General features: G+C 36.9%; 16 protein-coding genes. All 16 read left to right on the plus strand.

From position 1 onward, the window contains the following. The first annotated feature begins 77 nt into the window (after nt 1-77). A complete protein-coding gene (locus V7183_RS03430) occupies nt 78-863 on the plus strand; it encodes a DUF3388 domain-containing protein (RefSeq protein ID WP_012094875.1) in 786 nt (261 codons plus the stop codon). 21 nt (nt 864-884) lie between these two features. After that, nucleotides 885-1,784 carry a helix-turn-helix domain-containing protein gene (locus tag V7183_RS03435; RefSeq protein WP_097895286.1) on the plus strand — a complete coding sequence of 300 codons (900 nt, stop codon included), beginning with the start codon at nt 885-887 and terminating at the stop codon, nt 1,782-1,784. Between the two features lie 63 nt (nt 1,785-1,847). Beyond that, nucleotides 1,848-2,426: a CDP-diacylglycerol--glycerol-3-phosphate 3-phosphatidyltransferase gene (pgsA, locus tag V7183_RS03440; protein ID WP_097895288.1), complete on the plus strand. Its 579-nt coding sequence runs from the start codon at nt 1,848-1,850 to the stop codon at nt 2,424-2,426. A gap of 20 nt (nt 2,427-2,446) precedes the next feature. Next, nucleotides 2,447-3,685 (plus strand): competence/damage-inducible protein A, encoded by a 1,239-nt coding sequence (locus tag V7183_RS03445; RefSeq protein WP_335358667.1) that lies wholly within the window; start codon nt 2,447-2,449, stop codon nt 3,683-3,685. Between the two features lie 141 nt (nt 3,686-3,826). After that, a complete protein-coding gene (recA, locus tag V7183_RS03450; RefSeq protein ID WP_335358668.1) occupies nt 3,827-4,861 on the plus strand; it encodes a recombinase RecA in 1,035 nt (344 codons plus the stop codon). 476 nt (nt 4,862-5,337) lie between these two features. Further along, nucleotides 5,338-6,900: a ribonuclease Y gene (gene rny, locus V7183_RS03455; protein WP_097895294.1), complete on the plus strand. Its 1,563-nt coding sequence runs from the start codon at nt 5,338-5,340 to the stop codon at nt 6,898-6,900. A 202-nt stretch (nt 6,901-7,102) separates the two neighbouring features. Beyond that, nucleotides 7,103-7,897 (plus strand): TIGR00282 family metallophosphoesterase, encoded by a 795-nt coding sequence (locus V7183_RS03460; RefSeq protein ID WP_003199419.1) that lies wholly within the window; start codon nt 7,103-7,105, stop codon nt 7,895-7,897. 148 nt (nt 7,898-8,045) lie between these two features. After that, on the plus strand, nt 8,046-8,306 hold the full coding sequence (gene spoVS, locus V7183_RS03465) for a stage V sporulation protein SpoVS (protein WP_000404341.1): 261 nt from the start codon (nt 8,046-8,048) through the stop codon (nt 8,304-8,306). 62 nt (nt 8,307-8,368) lie between these two features. Further along, entirely contained in the window at nt 8,369-9,292 is a 924-nt protein-coding gene (locus V7183_RS03470; protein ID WP_097895296.1) for a dipeptidase, read from the plus strand. Between the two features lie 247 nt (nt 9,293-9,539). Then, entirely contained in the window at nt 9,540-11,297 is a 1,758-nt protein-coding gene (locus V7183_RS03475; RefSeq protein WP_097895297.1) for a 2-oxoacid:acceptor oxidoreductase subunit alpha, read from the plus strand. Then, nucleotides 11,284-12,150, plus strand: coding sequence for a 2-oxoacid:ferredoxin oxidoreductase subunit beta (locus V7183_RS03480; protein WP_097895298.1), 867 nt, complete (start codon nt 11,284-11,286; stop codon nt 12,148-12,150). The genes V7183_RS03475 and V7183_RS03480 overlap by 14 nt, the downstream gene beginning before the upstream one ends. A 443-nt stretch (nt 12,151-12,593) precedes the next feature. Then, nucleotides 12,594-14,123, plus strand: a complete 1,530-nt coding sequence (miaB, locus tag V7183_RS03485) for a tRNA (N6-isopentenyl adenosine(37)-C2)-methylthiotransferase MiaB (protein WP_097895300.1) — start codon at nt 12,594-12,596, stop codon at nt 14,121-14,123. 3 nt (nt 14,124-14,126) lie between these two features. Further along, the gene (locus V7183_RS03490; protein ID WP_335358669.1) at nt 14,127-14,558 is read left to right on the plus strand and encodes a RicAFT regulatory complex protein RicA family protein; all 432 of its coding nucleotides are present in this window, start codon (nt 14,127-14,129) and stop codon (nt 14,556-14,558) included. 219 nt (nt 14,559-14,777) lie between these two features. Further along, nucleotides 14,778-15,320: an outer spore coat protein CotE gene (cotE, locus tag V7183_RS03495; RefSeq protein WP_097895303.1), complete on the plus strand. Its 543-nt coding sequence runs from the start codon at nt 14,778-14,780 to the stop codon at nt 15,318-15,320. Between the two features lie 180 nt (nt 15,321-15,500). Further along, nucleotides 15,501-18,173: a DNA mismatch repair protein MutS gene (gene mutS, locus V7183_RS03500; protein WP_335358670.1), complete on the plus strand. Its 2,673-nt coding sequence runs from the start codon at nt 15,501-15,503 to the stop codon at nt 18,171-18,173. Nucleotides 18,174-18,181: 8 nt separating this feature from the next. Then, nucleotides 18,182-20,113, plus strand: a complete 1,932-nt coding sequence (gene mutL / locus V7183_RS03505; protein ID WP_335358671.1) for a DNA mismatch repair endonuclease MutL — start codon at nt 18,182-18,184, stop codon at nt 20,111-20,113. Nucleotides 20,114-20,418 lie beyond the last annotated feature (305 nt).

The following is a 20,418-nucleotide window of genomic DNA, read 5'->3' on the forward strand; positions in this document are numbered from 1 at the left end:
ACATTTAGCTTCCCTATTAACGTGAAATCATATAATATAGTACGTAGGTGTAAAGTAAGCAAGGGGAGTGATCTTGAATGATTGAATGGTATTTTGAATATGAAATACATAAAAACCGACCTGGCTTGCTTGGTGACGTTTCTTCGTTAATCGGTATGCTTGGCATTAATATCGTCACAATTAATGGTGTAGATAATGCTCGGCGTGGACTTTTGCTTATGTGTGATAATCAAGAGCAAATCTCTAGACTTGAATCAATTTTAAATACGATGGATAATATAACGGTAACGAAATATCGTCCGCCAAAGCTTCGGGACAGGCTAGCAGTTAGGCACGGCAGGTACATACAACGGGACGCAGATGATAAGAAAACATTCCGATTTGTACGTGATGAATTAGGATTACTCGTTGATTTTATGGCAGAATTAATGAAAAAAGAGGGTCATAAGCTCATCGGGATACGAGGGATGCCTCGCGTTGGAAAAACGGAATCTATTGTCGCCGCAAGTGTTTGTGCAAATAAGCGTTGGCTGTTTGTATCATCAACCCTCATTAAACAAACTGTACGCAGTCAACTGATTGAAGATGAGTATAGCGACGATAATATTTTTATATTAGATGGAATTGTTTCAACAAAGCGTGCAAATGAAAGACATTGGCAGCTTGTGCGTGAAATCATGAGATTACCTGCAACCAAGGTTGTGGAACATCCGGATGTATTTGTGAGTCAATCAGAATATACACTTGATGATTTTGATTATATTATTGAATTGCGTAACGATTATGATGAAGAAATTCAATATAATTTAGTAGATGAAATTGAGCAAGGAACGCAAAATAATTTCTCTATGTTTGACTTTTAAAGAAATATTGAGGTGTTAGCAGTGACGGAATTAGGACAAAAGCTGAAGGAAGCAAGAGAAGCGAAAGGCTTGTCTATCGATCAGCTACATGAGATTACAAAAATTCAAAAGCGTTATTTAGCGACAATTGAAGAGGGCAATTATAGTATGTTGCCAGGTGCGTTTTATGCACGTGCGTTTATTAAACAATATGCAGATGCTGTTGGATTAAACGGAGAGGAATTGCTTGTAGAGTATCAAAGTACAATACCGCAATCTGAATCTCATGATGTACCACAAGTATCAACAGGTCAAAAAACGCAGGAAACAATGCAAAAAGCTACATCGCTTCCATTCGCAGATCATATGCCGAAAATTTTAATTGCATTATTGGTAATTGCATTAGGAGTAGCGGTTTGGTTTATTTTTCAATGGTTAACTGCAAAAGATGCTGGATCAGTAACGCAAAATAAGAGTGAACAAATTGAAGTGCAAAAAGCGAAGGGTTCGCCGTTAGATGAAAAGAAAGAAGAGAAAAAAACGGAAGAACCTAAAAAAGAAGAACCAAAGAAAGATGAGCAAAAAGCACAGCAACCACCAGCAGGACAAGATGAAATAAAATTGGTAGGGACAAGTGGAAAAGTATCTACATATGAAATGAACAATAAAGAGTTACAATTGGAACTTTCAGCAAAGGGAACAAGTTATGTAGATATTAAAGATGAAAATGGTAATGAACTTTATAATGCTACGTTAGAAGCAGGGCAAACAGTACCACAAAACTTAACTGCTCAAAAAGAAGTACGGCTTAATATCGGTAATGCGCCTAATATTGAAATTAAAGTAAATGGTAAAGTTATCAACTATGGTATAAGTACCGAAGAGGCAATGCACCAAAGAATGGTGATTAAAAACTTAGGGGCAGGGCAACCTGCACAATAACAGTCATCGCTTCGATGACTTTTTTCAATGAACAAATGTTTTTGACATGATGGAGGAATAGCTGTGAATTTACCAAACAAAATTACAATATCTCGAATCTGCTTAATTCCAATTTTTCTAGTGATTATGCTGGCTCCTTTTGATTGGGGTGCATATACAATTGGAAATGTAGATTTACCAATTCAACATTTAGTAGGAGCGCTTATTTTTATTGTTGCTTCAGCTACGGATTGGATTGATGGTCATTATGCAAGAAAGTATAATCTTGTAACAAATTTAGGGAAGTTTCTTGATCCATTAGCAGATAAGCTACTTGTTTCAGCAGCCCTTATTACATTGGTTGAAATGCAATATGTACCAGCGTGGATTGTTATTGTAATCATTAGTCGTGAATTTGCTGTAACAGGCTTACGTCTTGTGCTAGCTGGAACTGGAGAAGTTGTTGCGGCTAACATGCTAGGGAAGATTAAGACATGGACACAAATTATTGCAATTTCAGCATATTTATTACACGATGTACCATTAAACTTAATCCATATTCCGGTTGCGGATATTTTCATATGGATTGCACTAATCTTTACAGTTATTTCTGGCTGGGACTACTTCTGGAAAAATAGAGCTGCTTTTGTAAACTCAAAATAGCAGTTTATGGGGGAATCGGAATGAATGCCGAAATTATTGCGGTTGGAACAGAATTGTTACTCGGGCAAATTACAAATACAAATGCGCAGTTTTTATCTGAAAAATTGGCTTCCATTGGGATCAATGTGTATTATCATACTGTGGTAGGGGATAATAACCATCGTTTACAAGAGGCAATTCAAATTGCTGAGAAGCGTGCAGATATACTCATTTTTACAGGTGGACTTGGGCCGACAAAAGATGATTTAACAAAAGAAACAATTGCGTCTGTTATTGGTGAAGAACTTGTTTATGACGAAATTGCTTTAACGTCCATTAGTGAGTATTATAAGCGTACTGGCCGTGAGTTTACAGAGAATAATAAGAAACAAGCACTTGTTTTAAATGGCTCGGCAGTATTTGCAAATGATCACGGTATGGCGCCAGGAATGGGATTAAATAAAAATGAAAAAGTTTATATTTTATTACCAGGTCCACCGAAGGAAATGCAACCAATGTATACGAACTACGTAGACCCATTTTTACGTAACTTTACAACTGGAGAGAGCATTTATTCTCGTGTTCTTCGCTTTTTTGGCATTGGCGAATCCCAACTAGAAGTGAAAGTACAAGATTTAATTGATAGACAAACGAACCCAACAATTGCGCCGCTTGCTTCTGATGGAGAGGTGACACTTCGTTTAACAGCAAAGCATCACGATGTGAAGCATGCAGAAATGTTAATTCAACACGTGGAAAGCTTGATTTTAGAAAGAGTAGGAGAATTTTTCTACGGATATAACCAAGATTTTCTTCATTATAAAGCAATTGATTTATTGAAGAAGAAAGGTTTTACTTTAGCTTGTGCCGAAAGTTTAACGGGTGGTCTTTTTGGGAATCAAGTAACAGAAAATGCTGGTGTGTCTTCTATTTTTAAAGGCGGTGTCATTTGCTATCAGAATGACGTAAAGCAGCACATATTGCACGTACCTGAAGAAACATTACAAACAGCTGGGGCAGTTAGTGAAGAGTGTGCACGTTTTCTTGCTGAAAATGTTAAAACACTTTTAAAAGCGGATATCGGGATTAGTTTCACTGGAGTAGCAGGACCGGAAGCTTCAGAAAATAAAGAACCGGGTACTGTATTTGTTGGGCTAGCAATTAAGGATGAGCCGACAGCGGTCTTTCCTCTTACTTTAAGTGGAAGTCGTCAACAAATTAGAGAACGATCTGTGAAATATGGATTTTATCATTTGTATAAAAAACTAGAAGAGATGTGAGTTTCTTCTAGTTTTTTTATGGTGAAAAATAGGTATTTTCAATTTGGAAATAAAAAAACGAATAAATGTTCGATTTTTGTTGGCAAATTGAAATGAAAATAGGTATAATAAGATTAGCAATTCAGTTAAGGAGGAATTTGAATGAGTGATCGTCAAGCGGCATTAGATATGGCGTTAAAACAAATAGAGAAGCAATTCGGTAAAGGTTCAATCATGAAGTTAGGAGAACAGGCAGAACGTAGAATTTCAACGGTGCCAAGTGGTTCGTTAGCACTTGATGTAGCGCTTGGAGTTGGTGGTTATCCACGCGGTCGTATTATCGAAATCTATGGACCTGAAAGTTCAGGTAAAACAACAGTTTCATTACATGCGATTGCGGAAGTACAACGTCAAGGTGGACAAGCAGCATTTATTGATGCAGAGCATGCGATGGATCCTGTATATGCACAGAAGTTAGGTGTTAATATTGATGAGTTACTATTATCACAGCCTGATACAGGGGAACAAGGACTAGAAATTGCAGAGGCATTAGTTCGAAGCGGTGCAATTGATATTATCGTAATTGACTCTGTAGCAGCTCTTGTACCAAAAGCGGAAATTGAAGGGGAGATGGGTGACTCTCACGTTGGTTTACAAGCGCGTTTAATGTCACAAGCACTTCGTAAGCTTTCTGGTGCAATTAATAAATCGAAAACAATTGCAATCTTTATTAACCAAATTCGTGAAAAAGTTGGGGTTATGTTCGGGAACCCAGAAACAACTCCAGGTGGTCGTGCGTTGAAGTTCTATTCAACAGTTCGTCTTGAGGTACGTCGTGCTGAGCAATTAAAGCAAGGCAATGATATTGTTGGTAACAAAACAAAAATAAAAGTAGTAAAAAATAAAGTGGCACCTCCTTTCCGTGTTGCTGAAGTTGATATTATGTACGGAGAAGGAATTTCAAGAGAAGGCGAAATTTTAGATATGGCTTCTGAACTTGATATCGTTCAAAAAAGTGGTGCTTGGTATTCTTATAATGAAGAACGTTTAGGACAAGGGCGCGAAAATGCAAAACAATTCTTAAAAGAAAATCCAGAATTAAGAGATGAAATTGCATTCTTTATTCGTGAACATCATGGAATTGGTGAAGATTCTGCTCCTGAAAGCATGGAAGAGGGAACTCTTCTTGAAAAATAAAAGACACGATTTCGTGTCTTTTATTTTTTTCGGTTATTGTAGGCAGCAAGGTCTTTGCTGATGGAGTTTTCGCCTTATCCTACTAAAATAGTATGAAGATGGATTTCTATACGTTTTTAAGCGTATTAGATGGGTTCTAGTATAGCTTGTCATGATAATATGGTACCCGCTTTTCTTTTTAGGGGAAGATTCATAGGGCAAAGGGAAAGAAAGTAAAAGTAGACAACGCTTGACAATGAAAAATGCGATAGATACAATGAGAATGTATATTTTTTCTTATATACGATATACTCTTCTCTAGAAGAGAAGTAATATTCGGAGTAAGATTTAAATCTTACCGAAATAATAATATGACATTTTAATTGTGAAATGAAGAAAGTCCCTTAAAAAAGCGGGACGACGGTCTTTGCTGTACGTTGCAATTCAATGTACATGCCGACAGTCTTTTTTCATTCATAGCAAGGGGAGGTGAAATCATGAGTAGTACAGTTTGGATACTCATCTCCATTTTGCTTGCAACAGTCGGTGCAGTTGTTGGCTTTTTTGTTCGAAAGTCTATTGCAGAAGCGAAGATTAATGGTGCTGATAATGAAGCGAAGCGTATTTTAGACGAAGCGAATCGCGAAGCAGAGGCACTTAAAAAAGAAGCGCTTTTAGAAGCAAAGGATGAAATTCATACACTTCGTACAGAAGCTGAATTAGAAATTCGTGATCGTAGAAGCGAATTACAAAAACAAGAAAATCGTTTAATGCAAAAAGAAGAGAACCTTGATCGTAAAGACGAAACGCTCGATAAGCGCGAGCAAATGTTAGAAAAGAAAGAGGAATCTCTTGTAGCGAGACAACAACAGATTGAAGAGTTGGAAAGCAAAGTGGGAGAGTTAGTTCAAAAGCAACAAACGGAATTAGAGCGCATTTCTAATCTAACACGCGAACAAGCGAAAGCAATCATTTTAGGGAAAGTAGAAAGTGAAATTTCTCATGAAATTGCCGTTATGGTAAAAGAAAGTGAAGTTCGTGCGAAAGAAGAGGCGGATAAGAAGGCAAAAGAGATTTTATCTCTTGCAATGCAAAGATGTGCAGCTGATCATGTTGCTGAAACAACCGTTTCGGTTGTAAATCTTCCAAATGACGAAATGAAGGGACGTATTATTGGGCGTGAAGGTCGTAATATTCGTACGTTAGAAACGTTAACAGGTATTGACCTTATTATTGATGATACACCAGAAGCAGTAATCTTATCTGGATTTGATCCAATTCGTCGTGAAACAGCTCGTATCGCTCTTGATAAGCTCGTACAGGATGGACGTATTCACCCAGCACGTATTGAAGAAATGGTCGAAAAATCAAGACGTGAAGTGGATGAGTATATTCGTGAAGTAGGAGAACAAACAACATTTGAAGTAGGTGTCCATGGATTACATCCAGATCTAATTAAGATTTTAGGTCGTTTGAAATACCGTACAAGTTATGGACAAAACGTGTTGAAACACTCTATGGAAGTAGCGTACTTAACAGGACTTATGGCGGCAGAGCTTGGTGAGGACGAAAAACTAGCAAGACGTGCTGGTCTATTACATGATATCGGAAAAGCAATTGATCATGAGGTAGAAGGTAGTCACGTTGAGATTGGTGTCGAACTCGCAACGAAATATAAAGAGCACCCTGTTGTTATAAATAGTATCGCATCTCACCATGGTGATACGGAACCAACTTCAATCATTGCAGTTCTAGTTGCTGCGGCAGATGCATTGTCAGCTGCAAGACCAGGAGCTCGTAGTGAGACGCTTGAAAACTATATTCGTCGTCTTGAAAAATTAGAAGAAATTTCAGAGTCTTATGAAGGCGTAGAAAAATCTTTTGCAATTCAAGCAGGACGTGAAGTTCGCATTCTGGTAAAACCAGATACAATCGATGATTTAGAAGCTCATCGTTTAGCACGTGATATTCGAAAGCGTATCGAAAATGAACTGGATTACCCAGGCCATATTAAAGTAACTGTTATTCGTGAAACACGTGCAGTGGAATACGCAAAATAAAGTGGTGAAATGCCACTTTATTTTTTTGTGTTGGAATTGGGTAAAATAAAGTGACACTTCCATCACCGTAAATAGCCCTTATACATTATTTTTATAGTAGGATGGCAGGGAATTTAAAATGAGCAATATGATTTTATTACAAGTGAATAGCTTGTAATATGGTATGGTAATGAAAAAGTAGTATATAGAAAGGGTAATAGATATGAGAATATTATTCGTTGGGGATGTAGTAGGATCTCCTGGTAGAGGGATGATTCAACAATACGTACCGGCATTAAAGAAAAAATATACACCTACAGTAACAATTATTAATGGAGAAAATGCAGCAGGTGGTCGTGGTATTACAGAGAAAATATACCGAAACTTTTTAGAATGTGGTGCACAAGCAGTTACACTTGGAAATCATGCTTGGGATAACCGTGAAGTGTTTGAATTTATTGATGATGCTAAATATCTTGCAAGGCCGGCCAATTTTCCAGAAGGAACTCCTGGAAAAGGTCTTATTTTCGTGAATTGTAATGGTACGGAAGTAGCAGTAATTAACTTGCAAGGTCGTACATTCCTTCCACCAATTGATTGTCCATTCCGAAAAGTAGATGAGTTAATTAATATTGCGAAAAAACGCACGAATATTATCTTTATTGATTTTCATGCTGAGACAACAAGTGAAAAGCAAGCGCTCGGCTGGTATGTAGATGGTCGTGCTACAGCGGTAGTAGGAACGCATACACATGTTCCTACGGCTGATAATCGTATTTTACCAAGCGGGACAGCGTATATTACAGATGTAGGTATGACAGGCCCATATGATGGAATTTTAGGTATGGATCGTGAAGCTGTACTGAAAAAGTTCTTAACAAATTTACCTGTGCGTTTTGAAGTGACAAATGGTAGAACACAATTAAGTGCAGTACTAATTGATGTGGATCCAAATACAGGAAAAGCGAAAAAAATTGAGCGCATTTTAATTAATGATGATCAGCCATTTTTTGAATAGTTTTCTATAAAATTTAGAAAAAACATTATATTTTAATTTTTTAGAAAAATTACAGAGATTTAGCAGGAATACGCCTCGTTCCTCGTGAATATAAGTTAAAGTGAAATAATCGCTAATACTTTTTTTAGAAACGAGGAGGAAACGTGGAATGGAAATATTAAAAGTTAAAGCAACTTCGGTCCCTAACTCTGTAGCTGGTGCACTTGCTGGAGTGATTCGTGAACGCGGAACAGCAGAAATTCAAGCTATTGGTGCAGGTGCATTGAATCAAGCCGTGAAGGCAGTAGCAATTGCAAGAGGATTTGTAGCGCCTAGTGGTTTGGATTTGATTTGTATCCCAGCTTTTACAGACATTATGATTGATGGTGAAGAACGTACAGCGATAAAGCTAATTGTAGAACCTCGTTAAATTTGAACAACCTGTTTGCTTGTGTGCAAACAGGTTGTTTTTATGGTAAAGGGGGCAAGGGAATGAAAGTTTTTGATGCGCATTGTGATGTGTTATGGCAATTATGGAATGCAAAAGGAAAAAAACATTTCCAAAGTGATCCAGCATTATATATTACTTTTGAACAATTAGAGCGGAGAAAAGGAAGTATACAATGCTTTGCGATATATGTACCGGAAACAGTAGCGTATGAAGAACGTTTTGAAGTTGCCCTAACTATGGTAGATATATTTCATAAGGAAATTTTATCGCTACCAGGTATGAAATTGATACAGACGAAAAAAGATATAAAGCAGTTAGGAAAGAGTGAAATTGGCGCCATTTTAACATTAGAAGGGTGCGAAGCGATTGGGAAAGAAATGATGAAATTGCGCTTGTTTTATCGCTTAGGAGTACGATCTTTCGGGTTAACATGGAACTATGCGAATTTACTAGCTGATGGTGCACTGGAAACAAGGGGAGCAGGGTTAACTGCTTTTGGTAAAAAAGTTGTACAAGAACTTAATTCGTTTCGTTTATGGACAGATGTATCTCATTTAAATGAAAAAGGATTTTGGGATGTAATGGAAATCGCTCAATATCCAATTGCTTCACATTCGAATTGTCACAATCTGTGTCATCATCCACGTAATCTCAAAGACGAACAAATACGAGTACTGATTCAAAAAAATGCTGTGATTGGTGTGAACTTTGTACCTGAGTTTTTAACGAATCATCGACCAGCCTATATAGATGATATATTACGTCATGTAGAACATATTTGTTCGCTTGGAGGAGAGAAAAATATAGGATTTGGCTCGGATTTTGATGGTATGCCAGAGATGGCGGTAGGAATAGAAGCGTATAGGAGCTATGAACATATAATTAATGAACTTTGTAAAAGATACAGTGAGGCAAGTGTTCGCAATTTTTTATATGATAATTTTGTTGAACATATTCCTTTTTAGTGTTGGATTTAAAATAGTTAATATAAATAATTTAAAAATTTAAAAAATTAAAACGAAATAAAAACAATTTATTGCTTTTTTTGTATGGTAAGGCTAGAATGGTAGACGAATTAAGATTATACAAAAGATTCAGGGAAGTCAGAAGAGGTATAATTTGCGTCCATTGTAGTTTATTTGTATAAAAAGTGCTAAACTATTACTGTAAAAAAATACACTACAATGAATGCAGCCAAAAGGGGTGTAGGAGATGATTAGTCAACTTTCATGGAAAGTTGGAGGACAACAAGGTGAAGGAATTGAAAGTACAGGAGAAATCTTCTGTATTGCATTAAACCGATTAGGATATTACTTATACGGTTACCGCCACTTCTCATCACGGATTAAAGGCGGTCATACAAATAATAAAATTCGCGTAAGTACAACTGAGGTGCGCGCGATATCAGATGATTTAGATATTTTAATTGCATTTGATCAAGAAACAATCGATTTTAATTTCCACGAATTACGTCCAGGCGGAATTGTTGTTGCGGATGCGAAATTTAATCCGACTATACCTGAAAATGCAGATGTGAATCTATATGTGATACCGTTTACAGATATTGCTTCAGAATTAGGTACATCATTAATGAAAAACATGGTTGCTGTTGGAGCATCTAGTTCGGTACTAGGGTTAGATGAAACTGTTTATTTAGAGGTTGTTGAAGAGATCTTTGGTCGCAAAGGAGAGCAAGTCGTTCAAAAGAATATGGAAGCAATCAAACGCGGCTCTCAATATATGAAAGAATTGCTTGGTGAGAAAGTAAATATGATGCAGCTTGAAAAAGCTGACGGTCAAAAACGCATGTTTATGATCGGTAACGATGCGATTGCATTTGGAGCAGTAGCTGGTGGTGCTCGCTTTATGTCTGCATATCCAATTACACCTGCATCTGAAATTATGGAATACTTAATTAAAAAGCTTCCAAAAGTAGGCGGGACTGTAATCCAAACTGAGGATGAAATTGCGGCTTGTACAATGGCTATTGGTGCAAACTATGCTGGTGTTCGTACATTAACGGCATCGGCAGGTCCAGGTCTATCTTTAATGATGGAAGCGATTGGCTTAGCAGGTATTACAGAAACACCTCTTGTAATCGTAGATACACAACGTGGTGGTCCAAGTACGGGTTTACCAACAAAACAAGAACAATCTGATTTAATGGCAATGATTTATGGAACACATGGTGAAATTCCCAAAATCGTAATGGCGCCAAGTACTGTTGAAGAAGCGTTCTATGATATTGTAGAAGCGTTTAACTTAGCGGAAGAATATCAAGTTCCAGTTATCTTCTTAACAGATTTACAGCTTTCTTTAGGAAAACAAACAGTTGAACCACTGAAGTTAGATAAAGTAGAAATTCGCCGTGGTAAGCTTGATTTACAAGCAGAGTTACCAGAGCGTGAAAATAAAGCATATTTCAAACGTTATGAAGTGACAGAAGATGGTATTTCACCACGCGTTCTACCTGGTATGAAAAATGGTGTTCACCATGTGACTGGTGTAGAGCATGATGAGACTGGTAAACCATCTGAATCAGCGCTGAATCGTAAAGAACAAATGGACAAACGTTTCCGTAAAATGGCGAATTTGAAGTTCAATACCCCTGTTTATAAAAATGCCAAGTATGATGATGCTGATGTATTGTTAGTTGGTTTTAACTCTACTCGTGGTGCAATTGAGGAAGCGATGGAACGTTTAGAGCAAGAAGGAATGAAAGTAAATCACGCTCATGTGCGTTTAATCCATCCGTTCCCAACGGCTGAAATCGATCCACTTGTGAAGAGTGCGAAGCGCGTTGTTGTAGTAGAAAACAATGCGACTGGTCAACTTGCTAACATTATGAAAATGAATCTTGGTAATGGTGAGAAAATTTCTAGTCTCTTAAAATATGATGGAAATCCATTCTTACCAAAAGAAATTTACAACGAATGCAAAAAAGGGGTTGTATTAAATGGCAACATTTAAGGACTTTCGTAACAGTGTAAAACCAAACTGGTGTCCAGGTTGCGGAGACTTCTCGGTGCAAGCTGCGATTCAACGTGCAGCAGCTAACGTTGGTTTAAATCCAGACGAATTAGCAGTTATTTCTGGTATCGGCTGTTCAGGTCGTATTTCAGGTTATATTAATTCCTATGGTGTGCATAGTATTCATGGACGTGCACTTCCAATCGCACAAGGTGTGAAAATGGCAAACCGTGATTTGACAGTTATCGCATCTGGTGGTGACGGCGATGGTTTTGCAATTGGTATGGGACACACAATCCATTCTATTCGTCGTAATATTGACATTACGTATATCGTAATGGATAACCAAATTTACGGGCTAACAAAAGGTCAAACTTCACCACGTAGTGAAGCTGGATTTAAAACGAAAAGTACACCACAAGGTTCAATTGAACCAGCACTATCTGTCATGGAAATGGCATTGACAGCAGGTGCGACTTTTGTGGCACAGAGTTTCTCTAGTGATTTAAAAGAATTAACGCAGCTGATCGAAGCTGGTATTCAACATAAAGGGTTTTCTTTAATCAATGTATTTAGCCCATGTGTTACTTATAATAAAGTAAATACGTATGATTGGTTTAAAGAGAATTTAACAAAACTAAGCACAGTAGAAGGATATGATCCATCTAACCGTATGATTGCAATGCAAACGCTGATGGAAAACAAAGGTCTAGTAACAGGTCTGATTTACCAAAATACAGAACAGCCTTCTTATCAAGATTTGGTAAAAGGCTACAGTGAAAAACCTTTAGTTCAAGCTGACTTACAAATGGATCAAAAGATGTTTGATGAGCTTGTTGCTGAATTTATGTAATCATGAAATAAAAAGCTGCCAATTGGCAGTTTTTTTACTTTCGGTTTGGAATAATATAGGAGAATTTTATTATAAAATATTTACTTAGAAAATTCAGAATGATAAAATAATTAACGAATCGTTGTATTAGGACATCATGTTCATTCGCTTTAGGATGCGCGAGGGATGTAGTCTCTTTGTTGTTAAATTTGGCTAAACACTTTATACTATGATAGTGTATATGGAAAATAAAGCAATATGCTTTTTTACAAGGACAAGATTAAAACAATAAAAAAGGGAATGTCTATTCGTGTCGGGAAGATTCCATTCTTATAGGTGGTTAGATCGATTACTCGAGTTTCAAAGGGGCAAGTTATCTCTCAAACTATTCTAATCTTTAAGATGGGTCTGATCGTTATTGGAATAGACTACAGTGTATAGTTAAGGTTGAAAGGAGATTACCCATGAACGAGCAACAACGATTAGCAAGTCAACAAGCAAATTCTTCTGCGAAAAAGGAAGAAAAAGATTATAGCAAATACTTTGAAAGTGTATATCAGCCACCTTCTTTAAAGGATGCGAAAAAGCGCGGGAAAGAAGAAGTGAAAATTGATCGTGATTTCGGTCTACCAGAAGAGTTTCGTAATTTTGGTGCAGGAAGAAAGTTTTATATCCGTACTTACGGATGTCAAATGAATGAGCATGATACGGAAGTAATGGCCGGTATTTTTACAGCGCTTGGATATGAACCAACATTTGCAACAGAAGATGCAGATGTAATTTTATTAAATACTTGTGCCATTCGTGAAAACGCTGAAAATAAAGTATTCGGAGAGCTTGGCCATTTAAAATCATTAAAACAACGAAATCCGGATCTTTTAATCGGTGTATGTGGTTGTATGTCTCAAGAGGAATCTGTTGTAAACAAAATTATGCAAAAAAACCAACATGTAGATATGGTATTTGGGACACATAATATTCATCGATTACCTTATATTTTAAAAGATGCGATGTTTTCTAAAGCGACAGTTGTTGAAGTTTGGTCGAAAGAAGGAGATGTAATTGAAAACCTTCCGAAAGTACGCCGTGGTGATATTAAAGCTTGGGTAAACATTATGTATGGATGTGATAAATTCTGTACATATTGTATCGTACCGTATACACGTGGGAAAGAACGAAGCCGTCGCCCAGAAGATATCATTAATGAAGTTCGCCATTTAGCCGCAAATGGTTATAAAGAAATTACATTACTTGGTCAAAACGTAAATGCATACGGTAAAGACTTCGATGATACTGAATATGGTCTTGGTGATTTAATGGATGAACTTCGTAAGATTGATATAGCGCGTATTCGCTTTACAACAAGTCACCCGCGTGATTTTGATGACCACCTAGTTGAGGTGCTTGGAAAAGGTGGTAATTTAGTAGAACATATCCACTTACCAGTACAATCTGGTAGCACAGATATGCTTAAAATTATGGCGCGTAAATACTCACGTGAGCATTATTTAGAACTTGTACGTAAAATTAAAAAAGCGATTCCGAATGCAGTATTAACAACTGATATTATCGTTGGTTTCCCGAATGAAACAGACGAGCAATTTGAGGAAACGATGTCTTTATATCGTGAAGTAGAATTTGATAGTGCATTTACATTCATTTATTCACCTCGTGAAGGAACACCAGCTGCAAAAATGCAGGATAATGTCCCGATGGAAGTGAAAAAAGAACGTTTACAACGTTTAAATGCATTAGTAAATGAGTATTCTATGAAAAAGAATAAACGATATGAGGGACAGATTGTTGAAGTATTGGTTGATGGGGAAAGTAAGAATAATCCAGACGTACTTGCAGGTTACACACGTGCTAATAAACTTGTAAACTTCGTTGCTCCAAAATCTGTAATCGGTCAGCTTGTAAAAGTAAAGGTAACAGAAGCGAAAACTTGGTCTCTAAACGGGGAATTAGTTGAGGAGCCGATTGAGGTGAAATAATAGATGAAAGTATATACAAAAGATGAAATTGTTGAGCAAGCAAAAGAATTAGCGAAAATGATTGCTGAAACAGAAGAAGTGGATTTCTTTAAACGTGCAGAAGCACAAATCCATAAGAATGAAAATGTAAAGCGTGCAATTGATGAAATAAAAGCACTGCAAAAACAAGCAGTAAACTTACAGCATTACGGGAAATGGGAAGCATTGAAAAAAGTAGAAGCGGAAATTGATGCTCTTCAAGATAAACTGGATAGTATTCCGGTTGTACAGGAATTCAAGTCTTCACAAACATATGTTAATGATTTATTGCAACTTGTAGCGAGCACAATCTCTAACAACGTAACGGATGAAATTTTAATTTCGACTGGTGGAGATGTATTAAAAGGAGAAACTGGTGCAGAAGTAGAAAGTAAAAAAGGTAATTGCGGTTGCTAAGAGAGATGTCTTATAGACATCTTTTTTTTTATTTTTATCCCGCTAATATTGCTCATAAAATCTTGACTGGTGAGGGGAAATGAGTAGTGAAGGTGAAGAACTCCACTACTGATTAAAGTTTCACTTTGTAATGATACATACTCTTTTCAAAAAAAGAATGACACATTCCGCTATTGTCACGCATATGATTAAATGAATATCGATTGAGGAGGGTTTTAAATGTCCGAATTCAGAGAGATTATTACAAAGGCAGTAGTTGGAAAAGGACGTAAGTATACAAAATCGACGCATACATGTGAATCAAATAATGAACCGACAAGTATTCTCGGATGTTGGGTAATTAATCACACATATGAGGCAAGAAGAAGTGGGAAAATGGTGGAAATTGAAGGGTATTACGATGTGAATACATGGTACTCGTTTGATGAAAATACGAAAACGGAAGTTGTAACAGAACGTATTAACTACACAGATGAGGTGAACATCGGCTATCGTGATAAAAATTTTTCTGGTGAAGATTCCGAAATTATTGCTCGTGTTATTCAGCATCCGAACTGTTTAGAAGCGGTTGTTTCACCGAATGGTAACAAAATTGTTGTAACTGTAGAGCGTGAATTTCTAACGGAAGTAGTTGGGGAAACAAAAATTTGCGTCAGTATAAACCCAGATGGATGTCCAGAAGGCGATAGTGATTTTGAGGTTAGCGATGATGAATTTGAAGAATTAGATCCAAACTTTATTTTAGATGCAGAAGAGGAGTAAGGGAGGGCTAGGAAGAATTTCTTCCTAGCTTTTTATATTATATAAGTGATACTGAATGGACATTTTTCCTGATGAAAATGTGCTATAATGAAGAGAGACTCCTAAAAGAGGAGATAAGAGTATCCGTGAAGTGTAGCATATAAATATATAGCACATTTTTATGAAGTATGGAGGAAACAGATGACTCAGTATACCCCTATGATACAACAATATTTAAAGGTCAAGGCAGACTATCAAGATGCCTTTTTATTTTTTAGATTAGGCGATTTTTATGAGATGTTTTTTGAGGATGCGGTTAAGGCGGCACATGAACTTGAAATCACACTAACAAGCCGAGATGGTGGTAGTAGCGATCGTATACCAATGTGTGGAGTTCCATATCATGCGGCGAAAAATTATATTGAACAGCTCGTTGAAAAAGGATACAAAGTAGCGATTTGTGAGCAAGTAGAAGACCCGAAAACAGCTAAGGGAGTAGTGCGCCGTGAAGTAGTGCAATTAATTACGCCAGGGACGATGATGGAAGGGCGTACAATTGACGAGAAAGAAAATAACTTTTTAGCGGCATTAACACACTTTGAAGATGGTTCTTATGCGCTAGCGTGTAATGACTTAACAACAGGACAAAATACGGTAACATTGTTAACAGGTACGGTAGAAGATATCTTGCTAGAAGTCTATGCAACAGGTTCAAAAGAAATAGTTGTCGAGTCTACATTTTCAAAAGATGAGCTAAACAAGCTAACAGAAACATTAAAAATGACAATTTCTTATGAAGATGAAACGAAAGTTCCTGAAGGATTAGAGCATCTTGTGAAAAATGTAACGCAAACGAAATTAGTTACAGCAGTGGGACGCTTATTGAATTATGTACTAAGAACGCAAAAACGTTCATTAGATCACCTGCAACCAGTGGATATTTATTATACAAATCAATTTATGAAAATTGATGTACATTCAAAACGAAATTTAGAGTTAACAGAAACGCTTCGAACTAAAGAGAAAACAGGTTCGCTATTATGGCTATTAGATAAAACGAAAACAGCTATGGGCGGTCGTATGTTAAAACAGTGGATGGAGCGTCCGCTTATACAGAAAGAAAAAATTGAAGAACGCTTAGAAATGGTTGAAACATTTGTGAATGACTATTTCTTACGTGAAGATTTGAAAGAAAAACTAAAAGAAGTGTATGATTTAGAACGTTTAGCAGGAAAAGTTGCATATGGTAGTGTCAATGCGCGTGATTTACTGCAATTAAAGCGTTCACTTCTGCAAATACCAACAATTTTAGAAGCGGTTAGTCTAATAGACAATTCTTATGCAGCAAGGTTAATTCAAGGTGCTGATCCATGCGAAGGTTTAACAGAGTTATTAGATAGAAGTATCCAAGAAAATCCACCGCTTTCTATAAAAGATGGTGATATTATAAAAGGCGGTTATAATGATAAGTTAGATCAATACCGTTATGTTAGTAAAAACGGAAAAACATGGATTGCAGAGCTTGAAAAACGTGAACGTGACATTACAGGAATTAAATCGTTAAAGATCGGTTACAACCGTATTTTTGGCTACTATATTGAAGTGACAAAAGCCAACCTTGCTTCGCTTCCAGAAGGGCGTTATGAGCGCAAACAGACGCTTGCAAATGCGGAGCGTTTTATTACAGATGAATTAAAAGAAAAAGAAACATTGATTTTAGAGGCAGAAGAAAAAATTGTGCAACTAGAGTATGATTTATTCACTGCACTGCGTGAAGAAGTAAAAGTATTTATTCCTAAGTTACAACATTTAGCAAAAGTTATTAGTGAATTAGATGTGTTGCAAAGTTTTGCTACAGTAAGTGAAGAAGAACAATTTGTAAAACCGGTTTTAACAGATAAGCGTGAAATCTTTATTAAAGATGGTCGTCATCCTGTTGTAGAAAAAGTATTAAACGGAAAGCTGTATGTTCCAAACGATTGTATGATGCCAGAAAATATGGATGTCTTTTTAATTACAGGTCCAAATATGTCTGGTAAAAGCACGTATATGCGTCAATTAGCACTTATTACTGTTATGTCACAAATCGGTTGCTTTGTGCCAGCAGCAGAAGCGGTGTTACCAGTCTTTGATCAAATCTTTACGAGAATTGGAGCAGCAGATGATTTAATTTCAGGTCAAAGTACGTTTATGGTTGAAATGTTAGAAGCGAAAAATGCGATTGCAAATGCATCAGAAAGAAGTTTAATTTTATTTGATGAAATTGGCCGCGGTACTTCTACGTATGACGGTATGGCACTTGCACAAGCAATCATCGAACACATCCATGACCAAATTGGAGCGAAAACATTATTCTCAACACATTATCATGAATTAACAGTGTTAGAAGAAAGTTTAGCACAGCTGAAAAATGTACATGTTTCAGCTATTGAAGAAAATGGGAAAGTTGTCTTCTTGCATAAAATTCAAGACGGAGCAGCAGATAAAAGCTATGGGATTCATGTTGCACAGCTTGCAGAGCTTCCAGATAGCTTAATTGCTCGTGCGAAAGAAGTATTAGCGCAGTTAGAAGGGCAAGAGGAAATCATCATTCCAAAACGAGCAGAAGTAAAAGTCCAAGAAGAAATCGTTCAAGAACCAGTCGTTGTAAAAGAAGAAGTGGAAACAATGCCAGAGAAGAACGAAGAAGCGGAAGAATCACAGCTATCTTTCTTTGCCGCAGAACAGCCTGCGAACAAACAGGACAAGTCTATACTTGATCAAAAAGAAACAGCTGTGTTAACGCAAATTAAAAAAATGGATTTACTTGATATGACGCCTCTAGAAGCATTAAATGAATTGTATCGTTTACAGAAAAAGTTAAAGAAAGGATGAGTAAGTAGATGGGGAAAATTCGCAAACTCGATGATCAACTCTCTAACTTAATTGCTGCAGGGGAAGTAGTAGAACGACCTGCTTCAGTTGTAAAAGAACTTGTGGAAAATTCCATCGATGCGAATAGTACATCTATTGAAATCCACTTAGAAGAAGCGGGATTATCGAAAATTCGCATCATCGATAATGGAGATGGCATTGCAGAAGAAGATTGCATCGTTGCTTTTGAACGACATGCAACCAGTAAAATTAAAGATGAAAATGATTTGTTTCGCATACGGACGCTTGGATTCCGTGGTGAGGCATTGCCAAGTATTGCATCTGTTAGTGAATTAGAGCTAATTACAAGTACAGGGGATGCGCCAGGTACGCATCTCATTATTAAAGGCGGAGACATTATTAAGCAAGAAAAGACGGCGAGCCGAAAGGGAACAGATATTACCGTCCAAAACTTGTTTTTTAACACACCAGCACGCCTTAAATATATGAAAACAATTCATACAGAGCTAGGGAATATTACGGATATTGTGTATCGCATTGCGATGTCGCATCCAGAAGTATCTTTGAAACTGTTTCATAATGAGAAAAAACTGCTTCATACATCAGGAAATGGTGATGTTAGACAGGTACTTGCAGCGATTTACAGCATTCAAGTTGCGAAAAAGCTGATTCCAATTGAAGCAGAATCATTAGACTTTACGATTCGTGGTTATGTAACGTTACCTGAAGTAACAAGAGCATCTCGTAATTACATGTCCACAATTGTAAATGGCCGTTACGTTCGGAACTATGTATTAATGAAAGCTGTGCAGCAAGGATATCATACGTTGCTTCCAGTTGGGCGCTATCCTATTGGGTTTCTATCGATTGAAATGGATCCGATGTTAGTGGATGTAAACGTTCATCCAGCGAAATTAGAAGTGCGCTTTAGTAAAGAACAAGAACTCTTACAACTCATTGAAAAAACATTGCAAGATGCATTTAAAAAAGTGCAGCTTATTCCAGATGCTGGTGTTGCAACGAAGAAAAAAGAAAAAGATGAAAGTGTGCAAGAACAATTTCACTTTGAACATACAAAGCCGAAAGAGCCACCAATGCCAAATATCGTCTTACCGACTGGGATGGATGAGAAACAGGAAGAGGTTCAAGCAAAACCACAAAACCAAAATCTACTTTGGCAACCACCAAAGCAAGAATGGCAACCTCCTGAGTCTTTAGTAAGGGAAGAAAACAATTGGCAACCGTCTAAACCAATCATTGAAGAGTCTCTTCAAGAAGAAAAAGGCTGGGACAGCAATGATGAGGATTTTGAATTAGCAGAAGTAGAAGAAATCCAAGAAATCGAAATGAACGGAAACGATTTACCACCGCTTTATCCAATTGGACAAATGCACGGAACTTATATTTTCGCTCAAAATGATAAAGGGTTATATATGATTGATCAGCATGCGGCGCAAGAGCGAATCAATTATGAATATTTCCGTGATAAAGTAGGACAAGTAGCACAAGAAGTCCAAGAACTACTTGTACCATATCGTATTGATTTATCTCTTGCGGAATTTTTACGTGTTGAAGAACAATTAGAGGAGTTAAAGAAGGTGGGATTATTCCTAGAACAATTCGGTCATCAATCCTTTATCGTTCGTTCACACCCAACATGGTTCCCAAAAGGAAAAGAAACAGAAATCATCGATGAAATAATGCAACAAGTCGTCAAACTAAAAAAAGTTGATATTAAAAAACTACGTGAAGAAGCAGCCATCATGATGAGCTGTAAAGCATCAATTAAAGCAAATCAATATTTAACGAACGATCAAATATTCGCTTTACTTGAAGAACTACGTACAACAACAAACCCATATACTTGTCCGCACGGAAGACCGATTCTTGTGCATCATTCAACTTATGAGTTGGAGAAGATGTTTAAGAGGGTTATGTAGGGGATGTCAAAAGGGAGCAACAGTAAATGTTGCTCCCTTTTAATATGTAGAGTTAATTGTTAAACGAAAATAAGGTGGAGTAATTTTGCAGTTTATTTAAATTTGAGCATATCATACTTAAGGTTGTAAGTAGTTTATTTCTTGGTTACGTTAGCTTAAATGTATCTATGTATAAAAAAGCGCTGTATATTAGCACTTTTTAAAAGGTACGTGAGTTTTATAATAGAGGTTTATACATTGCTAAAAGCTATGCATTGCCAAATGTTGATTCTTATTTGATTAATTGTTATAAGAACCTATACGAT

Source organism: Bacillus sp. JJ1127 (assembly GCF_036965845.1).
Taxonomy (GTDB): domain Bacteria; phylum Bacillota; class Bacilli; order Bacillales; family Bacillaceae_G; genus Bacillus_A.